The 15,825-nt window shown below is 45.5% G+C and carries 12 protein-coding genes; 5 read left to right on the forward strand and 7 right to left on the reverse strand.

The genetic code is table 11. The features are described 5' to 3' along the window. Positions 1–52: 52 nt before the first annotated feature. Positions 53–1,705 carry a metal transporter gene (locus L5M71_RS09040; RefSeq protein ID WP_263207124.1) on the reverse strand — a complete coding sequence of 551 codons (1,653 nt, stop codon included), beginning with the start codon at positions 1,703–1,705 and terminating at the stop codon, positions 53–55. Positions 1,706–2,237: 532 nt separating this feature from the next. Here L5M71_RS09040 and L5M71_RS09045 point away from each other — a divergent pair. Next, a complete protein-coding gene (locus tag L5M71_RS09045; RefSeq protein ID WP_011848195.1) occupies positions 2,238–2,831 on the forward strand; it encodes a YhgN family NAAT transporter in 594 nt (197 codons plus the stop codon). A 326-nt stretch (positions 2,832–3,157) separates the two neighbouring features. After that, positions 3,158–5,755 (forward strand): immune inhibitor A domain-containing protein, encoded by a 2,598-nt coding sequence (locus tag L5M71_RS09050; protein WP_263207013.1) that lies wholly within the window; start codon positions 3,158–3,160, stop codon positions 5,753–5,755. An 81-nt stretch (positions 5,756–5,836) separates the two neighbouring features. Here the strand turns inward: L5M71_RS09050 and L5M71_RS09055 are convergent, their stop codons facing one another. Further along, positions 5,837–6,412 carry a chorismate--pyruvate lyase family protein gene (locus L5M71_RS09055; protein WP_263207015.1) on the reverse strand — a complete coding sequence of 192 codons (576 nt, stop codon included), beginning with the start codon at positions 6,410–6,412 and terminating at the stop codon, positions 5,837–5,839. A gap of 170 nt (positions 6,413–6,582) precedes the next feature. Here L5M71_RS09055 and L5M71_RS09060 point away from each other — a divergent pair, with 170 nt between their 5' ends. Then, positions 6,583–7,011, forward strand: a complete 429-nt coding sequence (locus L5M71_RS09060; protein WP_105250969.1) for a flagellar basal body-associated protein FliL — start codon at positions 6,583–6,585, stop codon at positions 7,009–7,011. A 58-nt stretch (positions 7,012–7,069) separates the two neighbouring features. Then, the gene (rlmF, locus tag L5M71_RS09065) at positions 7,070–8,170 is read left to right on the forward strand and encodes a 23S rRNA (adenine(1618)-N(6))-methyltransferase RlmF (RefSeq protein ID WP_263207017.1); all 1,101 of its coding nucleotides are present in this window, start codon (positions 7,070–7,072) and stop codon (positions 8,168–8,170) included. 89 nt (positions 8,171–8,259) lie between these two features. On the opposite strand, the gene L5M71_RS09070 is transcribed toward rlmF, so the two are convergent. From L5M71_RS09070 to glp, 4 genes are all read right to left on the reverse strand, one after another. Then, positions 8,260–8,502, reverse strand: coding sequence for a DUF333 domain-containing protein (locus L5M71_RS09070; RefSeq protein ID WP_263207019.1), 243 nt, complete (start codon positions 8,500–8,502; stop codon positions 8,260–8,262). Positions 8,503–8,519: 17 nt separating this feature from the next. Then, on the reverse strand, positions 8,520–9,182 hold the full coding sequence (locus L5M71_RS09075; protein WP_168826929.1) for a Bax inhibitor-1 family protein: 663 nt from the start codon (positions 9,180–9,182) through the stop codon (positions 8,520–8,522). A gap of 128 nt (positions 9,183–9,310) precedes the next feature. After that, a complete protein-coding gene (moeB, locus tag L5M71_RS09080) occupies positions 9,311–10,081 on the reverse strand; it encodes a molybdopterin-synthase adenylyltransferase MoeB (protein ID WP_263207021.1) in 771 nt (256 codons plus the stop codon). 10 nt (positions 10,082–10,091) lie between these two features. Then, on the reverse strand, positions 10,092–11,345 hold the full coding sequence (gene glp / locus L5M71_RS09085) for a gephyrin-like molybdotransferase Glp (protein WP_263207024.1): 1,254 nt from the start codon (positions 11,343–11,345) through the stop codon (positions 10,092–10,094). Between the two features lie 349 nt (positions 11,346–11,694). Here glp and ftnA point away from each other — a divergent pair, with 349 nt between their 5' ends. After that, positions 11,695–12,231, forward strand: a complete 537-nt coding sequence (ftnA, locus tag L5M71_RS09090; RefSeq protein WP_105250975.1) for a non-heme ferritin — start codon at positions 11,695–11,697, stop codon at positions 12,229–12,231. Positions 12,232–12,304: 73 nt separating this feature from the next. On the opposite strand, the gene L5M71_RS09095 is transcribed toward ftnA, so the two are convergent. Continuing rightward, a complete protein-coding gene (locus L5M71_RS09095; RefSeq protein WP_263207027.1) occupies positions 12,305–15,529 on the reverse strand; it encodes an EAL domain-containing protein in 3,225 nt (1,074 codons plus the stop codon). Positions 15,530–15,825: the final 296 nt, after the last annotated feature.

Consider the following 15,825-nt stretch of genomic DNA (forward strand, 5'->3'; position numbering starts at 1 on the left):
AATTAATCCAAAGGTAGATTAACTTAGCCTGTCTGCTCACAAATGAACAGCGTTAGTGGTGCGAGTGCTTATCCGTTTTTGCGTGTTCATGTACATGTTTATCGGCACTAGGTGTCGCAACAGGTTTCTGCTCGTCTGTGTGCGAAGCACTAGATTCATGAGTATGTGTATTCTCGTGGGAATGGCTATGGGCGTGACTATGCGCATGTGCTACCGGTTTGCTAAGCATTAAGCGGCGTAAAAATTTACGTGGACCTAAGCGCAGTAAGCTGGCGGCAAACAACGCTGAGAGGATCAGTAGAGCAATTAAGTTCACGACTTCAGGCAAGGTAAATAAGGAGAACCATAGTGGCAAGCGTAATGCTGCGGCTAAGCTCAGCGCAATAATACTCAGTAATATCGCCCTTTGCGTCCATGTCATTAACTTAAGCTGAGCTATGTTGAGCACAGGTGCTGCAATCAGCGGCATCATAATCGCAATAGGACTCCAGCCACTATAAGCCAGTGCAAGAGCGAGTACGGCAGCGCCTAAGTTGCAGAAACGCATAGGTAAAAATACAAGCAATAGCACAACAACCTGTAGCAATGGATTGCTTAAGGGCATTGAAGGGTGGCCAATTAAATTCACTAATACTAGGCTAAGTAAAATCCAAGGTGCGCTGCGATCGACTAAATGAGCAAAGCCGAAACGCAGTGAATTGCTGGGTAATTTAGTGTGTGGATCGGTAATGGTGACGTTAGCATGGCTTAAATATGCACTCAGAATAAACACTACAAGCAATTGGAATAACGCTAACCAAGGACCGAGAAGTAGAGCTGTGATCACTAAGGCTTCAGGCCCAGCTAAGCGTTGGAACCAGCGACGGGCTAAACTGCTATCCTGCGGCGTCAAACCTAATTTAAAGCGCAGCGCAGCCGCACCATAGCTTAGCAGCAACACGGGTGCGAGCTTTAATAGCCAAGTCATTAATTGCTCTGTGCTGTGATCATGGTGGGCATGTTCGTGGCCGCCTGAATCCATTAATAGCAATATCACGAGTAAACCGATGCCGAGCAAACTACCTATGCCAGCTTGGTATTCATATTTGCCTTGCGTATCACTTTCATGCTGACCATGGGGTTGATGTAGTACCACATGCAGTATTGTGCCAGTAATAAAGGCTTGTAAGTAGACAGTGTCATCGATATTTAAATAAGGAAGTAGTTGCTCACCGGCGAAATAGCCTATGCCTGTAAATAGCATCTGGGCTGCAAAGATCATAAGTGTCCAACGTGTTCCGAGATGGGGTTTAAGTATCCACCATACTGCAAAACCGACGGGTAATTGGTGGAGTATGACACCAAGAGCTAGCAGAATGGAGTTATCGTCTTGCTGCGCCAAAACCATAGCGGTGCCATCGGTGATGGTATGCAGTAATAAGCCACCAATACCCAAGAAAAGCGTAAAATTATGGGTGACTTCTGAATAACGGTGAAATAGGCGTTCGCTGGCGGTAGGCCCCCAGATGCCGAGGAGTACAAAGACGATCGCAAGCATGCCACCATGCTCGAGTAATTCTGGCAAGATGTGGATCAGCACTAATCCGCCTAATGAGACGAATATAAAACCATCGAGCCCCTTTTGTAAGCCACTACTCGATGAGAAGTAGCGATAAAACAGAGGGCCAATTAAGAGTGCGATACAGCTAGCAAGAAGATAGAGCATGGATTCCACGGAAAATTTGCTGAAAAAACGCCATAGTATACCAGCTGTAAAGCAAAGTGAGCAGTGACTTGCAGGCAATTTACTCAACTGACATTTTATACTGTGTTTTGAAGGTGAGAATTTTATTCACTTTGGCCATTCTGCGGAGAAATTTTCAGATCTAACTCGAGAAAAGGTACTATACCCAAGCTACCTGAATATACGAGTTTCAGAGCGCCTAGGGTGCTTCAATTCAAGGCGCATCAATGACAGAATGTCGGCCACCTTTTGAATTGTTGCAACACGGAAGTGGAGCTCCCTAGGCGCTCCGTTCCGGCGGGTTGTAACGTACTTTATGCCGTGTTGGTTATTTTTAACTTAGCCCACTAGGTCCGCAAATAACCGCAATCGCCATGGATGGCGTGAATGCCATTTATGCAGGAGCAATAAAGGGCCTTGCCTAAAGTGCGTTACATTCCCGCTGAATCCTGCATCTTCAGGTTGTTTGGGTATATAATATCGGCTTATGTTGGCTTGGGTGTTGATACGTTAAATGGATATATTTTCTGCTGCGGTAATGTTGTTTCTGATCATGGACCCTTTGGGGAATTTGCCGATTTTCGCGTCGATTCTACGGCATATCGATCCTAAGAAACGTCGTAAGGTACTAATCCGAGAGTTACTTTTCGCCTTAGTGATCATGCTGTCTTTTCTTTATGCGGGTGAAGCCATTTTAAGTTTCTTAAATCTTCGTTCCGAATCTGTGAGTATTGCAGGCGGTATTATTCTGTTTTTGATCGCGATTAAGATGATCTTCCCCCAACCCGGTGGTGTCGTTGGATTAGCCGCGGGAGAAGAGCCTTTTATCGTGCCTATGGCTATTCCCTTGATGGCTGGCCCATCGATTCTTGCAGCCTTGATTTTACTGGCGCATACCGATAGCTCACGTATGGGCGATTGGACCATAGCGTTAGTGTCAGCTTGGGGGGCGAGTGCGGTGATCTTAATGTTTTATAAACTTTTCACCCGTGTGTTGGGGGAAAAGGGGCTCACAGCGGTCGAGCGTTTGATGGGTATGGTGCTGGTCATGATCTCAGTGCAAATGTTCCTCGACGGCATTTCAAACTATCTGAAAACCGCTGGCTAACTTTATCTAGTTTGATCAAAGCGAAACCGTATTAACGTTGTTAATACGGTTTTTTTATGGCTGAGATTTGGCTTGGAATTGAGTCAGCACAGAGGTTTGCTGAATATTTGCTGACAAAAGTGCAAATCTTACCTGTGAACAGGTGTATCAAGTTGTTACTGAGGTGCAGTACTGCTAATGTCGAAAACTCTGTCTCTATCACTTGAAGACGGATAAATCCTGAGTAGGTTACTAATTAAAGGTAATTTGTCTTAATGCAAAGAGACACTAGTCTCAATAAATAGAATAGCGTAAACGGCGTTAGCTGTTACAGAAGGATGTTAAAAATGCGAAGTGCAAAAGGCGTGACAGCGTTTGGACTGATGTTGGCATTGATTAGCGGCGCGAGTATTGCGGCTCCGAATCATACGCCTGCAGATGCGGGTGTGATTAATAAAGATCGAATTTTATATTGGTTGATTAAGCGTGGCGAAGTGGCCGCCGATGACAGTGATAGCGTAAAGCAGGAGGCGATAGAAGCTTATATTCATCGCGCCACTTTGGCACAACCCAAAGCGCCGCGCATCGAAGTTGAAGCTGAACATGCGCGTCTACAAAGAGCTAAATCATCGCAAATGATGCGCTCACCTGCACAGCGTTTACAGGCCGATGCGGATGTAAAGAAAACCGTTAAAGTGCTCACAGTATTAGTGGATTTCCCTGATTTAAAACATGATAACAATGGCTTAAAAGCGGGCGATACAGCCATGTATTACCCGAGTTATCCTGTGTCCCACTACAAGGAATTACTCTTTTCGCCTGCGGGATTTAAAGGTCCACAGGGGCAGACTTTAGATTCTGGGTATCAATATTATCAAGCGGTTTCTGGGCAAACTTTCTCCTTTACTGGGGATGTAAAGGGTTGGTATACCGCCTCACAAAATGCCGAATACTATGGTGCTAATGATCCAGATACTCGTAGTGATTCACAGGTCGAACAATTGGTAAAAGAAGCCGTATCTCAAGCCGTCGCGAATATGTCTCCTGCAGAGTTGACTAGCTATGATGTTGAAGACCAAAATGATTTGAACAACAACGGTAATTACAACGAGCCCGATGGCATTATCGACCATGTGATGATTTTCCACTCTAGCATAGGTGAAGAAGCCGGTGGTGGAGCTTTAGGCGCGAGTGCAATTTGGTCGCATCGATTTTTTGTTGACCAAGTAACCAATGGCTATGCGCTTCCTGGTACGGACAAAAAAGTATTCGGTTACACCATTCAGCCTATCGATGCGGCAACGGGCGTATGTACCCACGAATTTGGCCATGATTTAGGTCTGCCAGATGAATACGATACCACTGATAACACCAATAAAGACGGCTCGCCTGTGGGGTTATGGTCTTTGATGTCTGGAGGCAGTTGGGCTGGCGCTATCGCTGGTGCCCAGCCGAGTGGTTTTAGTCCCTATGCGCGTTCTTACCTACAGGAAAGATATAAAGGTAAGTGGTTGAATGAACGTGAAATCAGCTTAGATAGTATTCCTAAATCAGGCATGGATGTGACCTTGAATGAGGCGGTTAATCATCAGGCGGTTAACCAAGTCTCTATTCCACTTCCTCCAACGCCAATCCCCTTTAAAGCACCTTATCAGGGCAGTTATCAGTATTATTCTGGTCAAGGGGATATGCTGAATAACAGCATGAATTTCAATGTTACTTTGCCCGCAGTCACGACAGATAAACTGATCCTGAGTATGAAAGCCAGTTGGAGTATTGAACGTGACTATGACTACATGCAAGTGAAAGTGGATGGTGAGGCTATTGCGGGTAATCACACTAAGTTTAACAATGGGGTAAATAGCGCTCGTCATATTATTACTGGCGAGTCGTCTGCGATTGCTCAGGCGGAGGGCAATGATGCTTGGGTAACGTTAGAGTATGATTTATCTGCCTATTCAGGGAAAACGATTGCGGTCGAGATCAATTATGTCACCGATGACTATACCGGAGGGTCAGGTATCACTCTCGATAACATCAGCGTTAAACAAAATACCGCTGAGTTCTATAGTGATAACGCTGAAGTCGCGGATAAAGTGACGTTTTACGGTTATAGCCGGATTAAGGACTCACGTCCTGGGGCGGCATCTCGCTATCTTATCCAACTGCGTAGCCATAACGGTGTCGATGCTGGCTTAAACGTGGCAAGTTTTGAGCCTGGTGTATTAGTCTGGTTAGAAGATTTTGGTTACAGTGACAATAATGTCTCCGATCATGCGGGCCATGGCTTGATTGGCGTGATTGATGCCGACCAAAACCTGATTGGCACTCGCTCTACCGAGGTACAAATCCGCGATGCAGCCTTTAGCACAGTAAAACAAACCTTCTATTCAGGTGACAATAATCTCGATGCTGTTAGCCTGTTCGATGATAGTTTTGATTACAGCGCGCCGCTACAACCCCAGTCAGGCATAGTATTGCAGCAGTTAGGTTTGACGATGCAGGTACTATCGCAAGCCAGTAATAACAGCACTGCGGTGATTCGGTTAGCAAATGCAAATTCTGATGCTGTAGCGCCGTTAAAAGTCAGTTTTACTAATACGGTCAATCAATTAGTTGTAAGCTTCACCAGTAATATTAATGGTGGTATGGGGGCATTAACCTACGCTTGGGATTTTGGTGATGGCACCACAAGTACAGCGGCTTCGCCAAACCATACCTATGCGAAGGCGGGCACTTATACTGTGACGCTTACAGTAACTGATGCGCAAAATATTAAGGATATTAGTAGTTTGATAGTGACTGTTACTGCACCAGTTACGCCCCCTGTCACACCTCCTGTGACTCCGCCGGCGAATGAGAGTTCTGGCGGTGGTAGTCTAGGTTGGTTGAGCCTTGCTTTTCTTGGCTTATTGACTTGGCGTCGCCAGTTAAATATTCGCTAATTGAATCGCGTGATAGCAGATCAAAAATGCCTCTAATTTAGAGGCATTTTTATTTGTCATCAGTCATTAGTGCAGCTTTGGCTAAAGCTCGGATTCAAACTGACGGATAGCTTGCTCGGCCGCTGGAAGAAAGATTTCGCTGACGATCATTTCATGCTCACCGTGATGGAAATAGCGGCGGCGTCCCCAGAGTGCATGTTCGACACTTTGATCTAAACTTTCAGCTAAGTGGGCAAGGCGACTACAGGTTTCGAAACTGGCCACTTCGATTCTACCGGGGATGAAGTTATCTTGGCTAAACAGTAATTCACCTAAGGGGCGAGTACCCAAACTAAGGAAATCCATTTTGCGCTCGGCCATTAATTTTTCAGGGATCAAGGTTCTGGCAAATACCCAAGGTATCGAGTCGAGGCAAAGCAAGACTTCACGGATCCATACAGCACCTTGCTGGGGATATTCGCCCTCTAAGGGAGCATGCAGTCCTTCGCCTAGTATCTTTACTTCAAATTGAGCGCAGCAAGTTTTGAGTTTTTGCGTTAGGCTGCCAGTGGCAAGCAACCATTCTTTCAAGGGCGATTTGGGGAGTTTGTCGGCTAGATCGGCTGAAAACCACTGAATAGATTCACCATAGGGAAAGCTTAAGCTAGTCACATTCATTAAATACTCGTTACAATATAAACAAACGTCGGCAGTCTAGCATGTCGCGACGCGAGCATATATACCCAAGCTACTTCCAGATACGGACACTGCATCTTCAGGTTGTTTGGCTATATAGATTGGGAAGTTTCTTCCATTACCATTATTGTTTTAGGGAGCCGTAAGTCGCTATGAAAAAATTACTCTCAGTCTGTCTTATCCTGTTTACAAGTGTTTTCAGTGTTTATGCGGCCGATGAAAAAGAAGCTGCACCTGCAGCAGCAACCCCACCTACGGGTGAGTATGCCTACTATGGTTTCGAACCCGAAATTGTCACTAACTATATTTCTAATCGCAAGAAATTGGGTTTTGTGAAGATTAGCGTTGAGTTAATGGTAAAGAGTCCAGATGATCTAGTGACAATTGAGCTCCATAATCCATTATTGCGAGCCGCAATTGTTGAAGTGTTAGGCAATCAATCGGAAGAGAAGATTAAGTCGCTCACGGGTCGTGAAGAGATTCGTCGTGAGTGCTTTGAAATGGTTAACAATTTGATCACCAAAGAAGCTGGTAAACCCTTGATCGTAAACTTATTGTTTACCTCTTATCTGTACGATTAATTTACTGCCTCACTCTATGGGCTGACTTAGGTCGGCCCATTGCGTTACATGAGCTATTATGTCAAAACCTACCGTTAAACCCGTCCAATTAGTAACTGCGAAACGCCTAACGAGTACAGCCAACATTGGTCATGCAAAAACTAAAGCACCAAAGCAGGCTAGAACTGAGGTGAAAGGCAAAGCCAAGTCGGTCAAAAACAGGCGCAGTGCTGAGATCAAAAAAGCTTTGCATCCTCGAAATGTACACTTGAACGGCTATGATTTTCCGGCGCTGATGAGTTCATTCCCTAAGCTAAAAGCCTTTGTTCGACCCACGCCTTATGGGGCTTTATCGGTCGATTTTTCCGATCCGTTAGCGGTTAAGATGCTTAATGCGGCGCTACTGAAACACCATTATGGGATTGAATCTTGGGATATTCCTGATGGAGCGTTATGTCCTCCTATTCCCGGTCGAGTCGATTATTTACATTATTTAGCAGACCTTCTAGCCGAAGGCGATGATGTATTTGCTTTGGATAAAACTAGGGTATTAGATATCGGCACTGGCGCAAACGGTATTTATCCCATATTGGGTTGCCAAGTATACGGTTGGCAATTTGTCGCCTCGGATATTAATGCCCATTCACTCAGTAATGTGCAGAGTATTATTGAGCAAAACCCAGTGCTGCAAGGGCAGATAAGTTTACGATTACAGCCAAATGACAAGGCGGTCTTCAAGGGAATCATTCAAGCCGGAGAATGTTTTGCGTTAACCCTGTGCAATCCGCCATTTCATGCCTCTATGGCTGAGGCGAGCGAAGGTACAAAGCGTAAGGTGAATAATCTGCAGCTCAATCGGGGTGGCTTGGTAAAGGCTGCGCCTAAGCTGAATTTCGGCGGTCAAGCGGCTGAGCTTTGGTGCCAAGGCGGTGAACGACAGTTTCTAGCGACTATGATCCGTGAGAGCCAAATGTTTGCAGATCAATGCTTATGGTTTACCAGTCTAGTGTCGAAGAAGGAAAACCTGAAACCTTGTTATCAAGCCTTAGCGCAGTTGAAAGTCGATACTGTGAAAACGATTGAGATGCAGCAGGGTAATAAAATTACGCGGGTTTTAGCGTGGAGTTTCCAGTCAGCAGCTAAGCGCAAAATCTGGCGCGGTGAACACTTAGCCCGTTAAGACTGTTGGGTATGACCCAATTAAGTACAGCTAACAAAACAGGCGCTAATGGCGCCTGTTTTTATTAAAAGTAAAAATAGCCACAGTTACTATGGCTTTTCTTCCTTATGATCGCGACGGAATAACGCCCACTCTTCAATTGCTTCACCGCTGGGTAAGGTGCAGATCCCATGTTCACCTTCAGCGGTTTTCTCAATTGTTAATTTGCCACCAATGGAGACACAATACTCAGAGGCGGGATTGGCTATTTTTACTTGTTCAGTATCACTGCATCCGACGAATACCAGACTCGCCAGAAGTGGAGCAGTAACAAGCAGGAATTGGATTTTCATAGACACTCCTTGGTGAGTTATTTTCGCCCTAAAATCCGCAGGATCCGTAGGAACAAGTTGATGATATCCATATACAAAGCGGCGGCGCTATCGATAGCATTATCTATGGTTTTAGGGATTTGATTCGCCCGTCCCCAGTCATAACCAATATAACCGCAGAAAATCAGCACGACGATCCAATCTAAAATGCCGTGGTGAGTATTAAAGATAAACACTTCAATCAGTTCGACGACGATAACGAGCAATAAAGCAATCGTGAGGGCGCCGGAAATTTTTTGGAAAAAGGCGGGGAAGAGTGTGCCTAAACACATCATGGCTATGGTCACTAGCCCTGTGATACGAATGGCTTCAGTCACCAATTCGGGATCGTATTGACTAACCACCATATTGATTATTAAGCCGAAGGGCACGACCACAAAGTTGTAGCCAATAAAACTGACAACGGGGTTAGTCGATTTTTGGAACAGATAAATCCCAAAGAAACAGGAGGCGAAATAGCCGATAAAGAAAATCCAAGGATTAACACTGGCAATCGCCTCTGGGTCGATATTGGTGACCATCCAATAGTTAACGGCAAAACCCCAAATCAGCGTGAGGCCGATAACGAGGTTGTAAATACCTGCGCCAACTATGGGGTCGTCTGTGGTCATGCGGTCAAATACACTGTTTTCCGAATCCATATGTTTTCCTTATGATTTCCTTATTTTAACGGGCCATTAAGCGTCATCAGTGTTGAGCTATATGACGGCAAATTAAGCGGTGGCAATTAAGCTAGTGTAAATAAAGCCGTTTTTCAAGCGAGAACAACCTAAGCCTCTTTAGTACCACAAACACTGCAGCGGACTTGTTTCGGTAACTTCATCTCGCGAAACTCCATCGTCATTGCATCGATCATCAAAATGCGTCCTGCTAAGGTTTTACCCATGCCAGTAATCACTTTGATGGCTTCAACCGCCTGCAAACAACCTATCATGCCGACGACAGGGGCTAGGATACCCGATTCAACGCAGCTCAGTTGTTGCTCGCCAAATAGGGCGCTAAAGCAATGATAACAAGGCGTTTCGCTGTGATAATCGAACACAGTGACCATGCCTTCCATCCGAATTGCCGCGGCAGACACTAAGGGCACTTTATGCTTAAAACAGCTGAGATTAAGTTGCTCGCGCACACTGACATTATCGGTGCAGTCGAGCACTAGATTGTGATCGGCGACAAGGGCGTCAATCTCATAATCATCTAATACGGCATTGATAATATTGATCTTAATAAAGGGATTGAGCTGCATGAGGCTCTGTTTAGCCGATTCGACTTTAGGCTGGCCGACATTGGTATCTTGATGCAGCACTTGGCGCTGCAAGTTGGATAATTCTACTGTATCAAAATCGACCAGTGTCAGTTCACCAATACCCGCAACCGTGAGGTACTGGCTGGCGGCACAGCCCAAACCGCCAGCGCCTATCATCAGCACTTTGGCTTGTTTTAAGCGTTCTTGACCGTCGATATCCATAGCCTTGATGGATATTTGGCGGCTGTATCTTAAGAGTTCGCTGTCGCTGAGAATATCTTCTGGCACATTCATTGGGATTTTCCTAGCAAAGCACGCTGTTAAATGGCTCGACCGTCACTTGGGTGCCAGCGGGAGTATCACCTTGGAATTGCTCCAATAAAACGAAACAGTTTGCTAAGCTCATCGAAGTCAACATGGCAGAACCTTGGCTACCGGTAATGGCAACTTCGAGTTTACCTTGTGCATTACGGCTTAAAACGCCCCGTTGATATTCGACGCGGCCCGGTTGTTTACGCACAGGCGTGGTGAGCGTAGCGTCTAACATCAAAGGTGCAACTGGGGTTAACCCCTGCATCTTGTTCAGTATTGGCCAAACGAGTTTGTAAAACGTCACCATAGAAGACACGGGATTCCCCGGTAAACCACAGAATATCGCTTTGCCGATACGGCCCATGGCAAAGGGCTTGCCTGGTTTGATGGCGAGTTTCCAGAAGGTAATTTTGCCTTCCTCATCAAGAATTTGTTTAGTGAAATCCGCTTCACCGACCGACACGCCACCCGAGGTTAATACCATGTCGGCTTGGCTGGCCGCATGGCGAAATGCCTGACGTATGGCTTCAGGATCATCGGCTATTACGCCTAAATCGAGCCATTCCACGTTAGCGCGGCTGAGTAAGCCTTGGATCGAGTAACGGTTTGAATCGTAAATTTGTCCTAGGGCTAATTCGCTGCCAACGGGACGCAGTTCATCGCCTGTGGAGAAAAAGGCCACTTTAAGCTGACGATAAACTCGCACTTGGCTAACACCAATCGTGGCCAACACCCCGAGTTCGGCGGCACCAATTTGAATGCCAGCACTGAGCACTTTAGTGCCTTGGGTGAGTTCTTCACCGCGGCAACGCACATTGGCGCCTTGCGCCCTAGGATGGCGGATATGAATAATCTCTCCTTCAACCTCGGCTTCTTCCTGCATTTGCACTGTGTCATAACCTGTAGGCACAGGCGCACCCGTCATGATCCGCACGCAGGTATTAGGTTTGGCTTCACCTTTAAAACCATGGCCAGCGAAGGAACTGCCGATAAGGCGCAATGCGGTCTGATTGGTTTGCGTATTTAAGTCGACAAAACGGAAGGCGTAGCCGTCCATAGAGGAGTTGTTAAAGGGCGGCAGGTCTATGCAGGAAGCTAAATCTTCTGCTAGGACGCGGCCAAGGGCATGGGGAAGCAATACGACTTCGGTGTCTGACACTGGGCTAACTTGCTCGAGCAAAAGGGGAATAGCTTGATCTGGATGCATTAAGCTAGGTTGCGAACAAGGATCGGCTGTTACGGACATTAGGGTCTGCCTTATATGCAATGGGTCGTAATGACGCTGAATGAATTTCCACCTGATTATGACTGGCTATTATGCCACGGTGATCTGGGATGGCTATGATTTGCATGTGAGTTTCTGTGATAGGCCAGTCAGTTTTTTCTGCCACTTTGGGTGATAACCTCGCTAGAAGTTACACAATTTACTGCGCTAATTCGAGGGTTGAACGCGAGTCGATGAACAAATGAAAATCATTTTTATCAATGAATCATTAACTTAGCAAGAAATCCAAAGGTAAATTTTGTTGCTTTTGTCGACCCCCTTGATGACAATGTCCCCCATGATTCAGTTCGAATGCAAAAGAGGATTTACTATGCTGTCTGCAACTATGATCGAAAAGTTGAATGAACAAATTAATATGGAGTTCTTCTCCTCAAATTTATACCTGCAAATGAGTGCGTGGTGTGAAGATCAGGGATTTGAAGGCGCAGCTAAGTTTATGCGTGAGCATGCGGATGAAGAAATGGGCCATATGCGTCGTCTTTTCACGTATGTGAGTGAAACTGGTGGCTTACCTTTGTTAGGTGCGATTGCGGCGCCACAGTCACAGTTTGATTCTTTACTGGCGTTGTTTGAATTAACCTATGAGCATGAGCAGCTTATTACCCGTCAGATCAATGCCTTGGCCCATGCCGCATTTTCGAATCAAGATTACTCAACCTTTAACTTCTTACAATGGTATGTCGCTGAGCAGCACGAAGAAGAAAAGCTGTTTAAGTCGATTGTCGATAAGATACGTTTAGTGGGCGAAGATGGTAAGGCACTGTTCTTTATCGATAAAGATTTAGCTAAGCTAGCCTCTAAGGGTGGCGAAAGCATAATGAACGGTCAAGGCCAACCACAGGCTTAAACCCGTTTTATTTGCCACAAAAAAAGCAGCCTAGGCTGCTTTTTTGTTCTTTATCGTTTTATTTTTTATAAGCTTAGATATTCACGCATTTATCTTGATAGCCATCATTCAACAGCGCTGTGTGCTTGATGCGTAGCAAGGGAGTGATCTCGTTGAAGGGGAGCGGTTTGGAGATCAAATACCCTTGAGCGAAGTGGCAACCTAAATCTCGTAGGAAGTGCCACTGTGCTTCGGTTTCTATGCCTTCAGCAACTAACTCCATTTCTAGGCTTTGCCCCATCATGACAATCGCTTTGACTAAGTTGGCGTTCGAGTTATTTTCGAGGGCATTTTCCACAAAGCTGCGGTCGATTTTAATCACTGAAATCGGGAATTTTTTCAGATAACTCAGGGAAGAATAACCCGTACCAAAGTCATCGATATAGATTTGCGAGCCTAAATGACGAATAGACTCGAGTGTGCTCAAGCAATGGCTGGCATCGCCCATCATCATGCTTTCAGTGATCTCAATATGCACATTTCGTGGGTTAACGTGGTGGCGGTTGAAGCACTCTTGCAACACTTGGTCGAACCCCATGCCGCGTGTATTGATACATTGGCGGCTGGAAACATTAATCGCGACATTGATATTTAAGCCACTTTTCTGCCATTGTCTCAGATCATGCATGGCTTGGTTGAGCACCCATTCGCCCATAGGCTCTATCAATCCGGTTTCTTCGGCTAATGGGATAAATTGATCCGGCGGGATCAACCCAAGCTCGGGGTCTTGCCAGCGGATAAGGGCTTCGACGCTGCAGACACTTCCGGTTTGCATATCCACGATAGGTTGATAATGCAGGGCAAATTCATTTTGTGCCACGGCACGGCGTAGACGTTGTTCTAACTCCATCCGAGCGAACATGGCTTGATTCATACCCGCGGTGAAGTATTTAAAATTGTTCCGCCCTGCGTCTTTGGCTTGATACATGGCGGTTTCGGTATTGCGGGTGAGTGAGCCAGTATCTAACCCATCTTCGGGATAGACGCCAATACCAAAGCTGGCCGAAATCTGGATCTCGCGGTCATTTAAGTTAAATGGCATACCTAAGGTTTCAATGATTCGGGTTGCCATGTGTTCGATGGCGAGTTCGTTAGTCAGTCGTGGCAAGATAAGCACAAACTCGTCGCCACCGATACGTGCGATAAAATCTGTTTTCCCCGCAATGCCTTCTAAGCGCTTTGCGACATCTTTAAGTAATAAGTCGCCAGTGGCATGGCCTTGTACATCATTGATATATTTGAATTGATCCAAATCAATCAGCAAGATAGCCAGCTTGCGAGAGTCATGCTGCGCCACATGGATTTCGTGCTGCAGTCGTTCATTGAACAGCTTACGATTAGGCAGCCCAGTTAACCCATCGAAGTTGGCCTGATACCAAAGATCCTGTTCATATTGCTTACGCTTACTGATATCCATAAATAAACCAATATGTTGGATTATTTTACCTTGCTCATTTCGCACCACAGTAATCGCTAGATACTCGGGATACACTTGGCCATCTTTGCGTTTATTCCAAACCTCACCCTCCCATTTCCCTTCTTTTTGTAGTGATTCCCACATGGCGGTATAAAAGTGCTTAGGATGACGGCTAGAGCTGAGTAGGGAGGGACTGCGGCCTTTTACTTCTTCCAATGAATAGCCCGTAATGTGGCAAAAAGCGGGGTTGACCAGTTCGATATGGTTGTCGGCATCTGTCACCATTATGCCTTCGGCAGAATAGTCAAACACAGCTGCAGCGCGGCTTAGGGCATGGTTTGCTTTTTGCCGTTCGCTAATCATACGGTTCATGGCGCTGGCCATGCGGGCGAGTTCATCTGTGCCTGAGACTTGGATATTAATATTGAGCTGTGGATCTGCTGCCATTTGCTGCATGTCATTGGCAATCTTAGTGATCTTATCCATAAAATTGCGGATGATCTTTTGTCCAAGCCAAAGTGTGATGGTCGCGGTGAACAAAGCCGAGAACAAGTATAAGCCGAGTAAGATTAAGGTGTGGTTTTGTTGATATTCGCTCTGCTGCGCCATGTTCTTGGTGATATTTTGTGCCAGCAAATGTAGTTGATTGATACGCTGAGTGGTGAGATCCCACCACTCCTGGCTATCAATTGGATGTGGCGGCATTAATAGTTGGCTCATCGCTTGGCTTAATTTGTCCTCACTGGCTGGGACTTGCGCGATGGCTTTGATCTCCGTCATCGGCAAACCTTGCTGCTGCAGTTGCTGCAACTTGACCATGCTGAACTGGTATTGATCTATGCTGTCCTCAATGGTTTTCAGCGCTGCCTTAAATTCGGGTAGAGAACGAGTCTCGTGACTGAGTTCATCCAAATTAAGATGAATCGTCGCAAGTGCTGCATTAAATTTTTGCAGTGAAATCTCATCGCCCTTAAGCAAATAGTCCTGAAAACTGCCCATTAAGCCACCGTAACCTAAGTAGGCATTAATATTTTGTGCCAGAGCGCTAATGCGAGTTTGTTGTTCAATTTGCTTGCTGATTTGCAGAATGCGTTGATTTTCTGGTGAATCTTGTAGGTTTTGCAGTAAGGACCTTCTATCGGAAATTGATGCATTACTCGCGTGCATCACGGCTCGCTCATATTCATACATAAAGGAGATTATGGTGCGGTAATCATTAATATTGAGTGACTTGCTGAGCAGTAATTGATTGATGGCACTTCGTTCTTTTACGGCCAACTCCTGCACCATAAGCAGGTTCAATAGATCGGTATAGGCACGGGACTGACTGATTTCGTTGGTTTGTAACTGTAATAACTGAATGAGCTGCAAAAGCTGAGTGTGGAATTGATTATAGAGTTCCGTAAACTGACTCAGTGTTTCGTCTGTGTGGTTTTGGTGAACGTTAGCGAGTTTGTTGCCTGTAAGTTTGAGCGCATCCAACAATGCGTTCATTTTGTTTGCTTCAATACTTTTAGGGTCGAGCGTCTCCAGAAGATGCTCTAAAGGCTCACTGTTCAGTAACGCATCGAGTGCTTTTGACCTAGTTGCTTGTTGCTGTAATAGCACTTCATCGGTTGGTCGCTGATTTGTACTTAGACCATATTCGTTTTGCAACTGATAGAGTAGCTCAGTGATTTGTACCGTCGTTTGTACCGCAAGATGGTTGTGCTTGGCCGAGTGTGATTCCTTTATCAAGTCATGCATGCGCGTCAGAATGAAAAAGCTCATCATTAATAATGGGACTAACGAAAACAGAATGAGCTTTTGCTTCAAACTGAGATGGTGTAGCGCTGACGGCATTAAAGATCACTCCACTCGTTCGCCTAGGCAGAAAAAGAAAATTCAACGTAATAACGTTGAATCCGAGTTACAAATAGGACTAGGCACAGGGTGAGGATATTTAACATAGGCGGCCAGCCACCGCGACCTTTAGTTTATGGATATCTAATCTAGGTCACGAAATTAAGCAAATTGTTATATATCATGCTAAGAGACTATTTTTATTAACCTATTTTGCACCTATCAAACAAGCATTTGCTTTGTCTGTGATGTGAAGCAGTATTTCATCATTCGAAAGAATGACTTGTTTAACTTTA

The sequence above is a fragment of the Shewanella sp. SW1 genome, from assembly GCF_025653545.1.
In the GTDB taxonomy this organism is placed as follows: domain Bacteria; phylum Pseudomonadota; class Gammaproteobacteria; order Enterobacterales; family Shewanellaceae; genus Shewanella; species Shewanella oncorhynchi.

What these genes read in the sequence shown, in the direction of transcription:
- L5M71_RS09055 (WP_263207015.1), bottom strand. Translation starts at nt 6,412, where the DNA reads ATGAATGTGACTAGCTTAAGCTTTCCCTATGGTGAATCTATTCAGTGG.
- L5M71_RS09075 (WP_168826929.1), bottom strand. Translation starts at nt 9,182, where the DNA reads ATGGATTCGGAAAACAGTGTATTTGACCGCATGACCACAGACGACCCC.
- ftnA (WP_105250975.1), top strand. Translation starts at nt 11,695, where the DNA reads ATGCTGTCTGCAACTATGATCGAAAAGTTGAATGAACAAATTAATATG.
- L5M71_RS09045 (WP_011848195.1), top strand. Translation starts at nt 2,238, where the DNA reads ATGGATATATTTTCTGCTGCGGTAATGTTGTTTCTGATCATGGACCCT.
- rlmF (WP_263207017.1), top strand. Translation starts at nt 7,070, where the DNA reads ATGTCAAAACCTACCGTTAAACCCGTCCAATTAGTAACTGCGAAACGC.
- L5M71_RS09040 (WP_263207124.1), bottom strand. Translation starts at nt 1,705, where the DNA reads ATGCTCTATCTTCTTGCTAGCTGTATCGCACTCTTAATTGGCCCTCTG.
- glp (WP_263207024.1), bottom strand. Translation starts at nt 11,345, where the DNA reads ATGTCCGTAACAGCCGATCCTTGTTCGCAACCTAGCTTAATGCATCCA.
- L5M71_RS09060 (WP_105250969.1), top strand. Translation starts at nt 6,583, where the DNA reads ATGAAAAAATTACTCTCAGTCTGTCTTATCCTGTTTACAAGTGTTTTC.
- L5M71_RS09050 (WP_263207013.1), top strand. Translation starts at nt 3,158, where the DNA reads ATGCGAAGTGCAAAAGGCGTGACAGCGTTTGGACTGATGTTGGCATTG.
- moeB (WP_263207021.1), bottom strand. Translation starts at nt 10,081, where the DNA reads ATGAATGTGCCAGAAGATATTCTCAGCGACAGCGAACTCTTAAGATAC.
- L5M71_RS09070 (WP_263207019.1), bottom strand. Translation starts at nt 8,502, where the DNA reads ATGAAAATCCAATTCCTGCTTGTTACTGCTCCACTTCTGGCGAGTCTG.
- L5M71_RS09095 (WP_263207027.1), bottom strand. Translation starts at nt 15,529, where the DNA reads ATGCCGTCAGCGCTACACCATCTCAGTTTGAAGCAAAAGCTCATTCTG.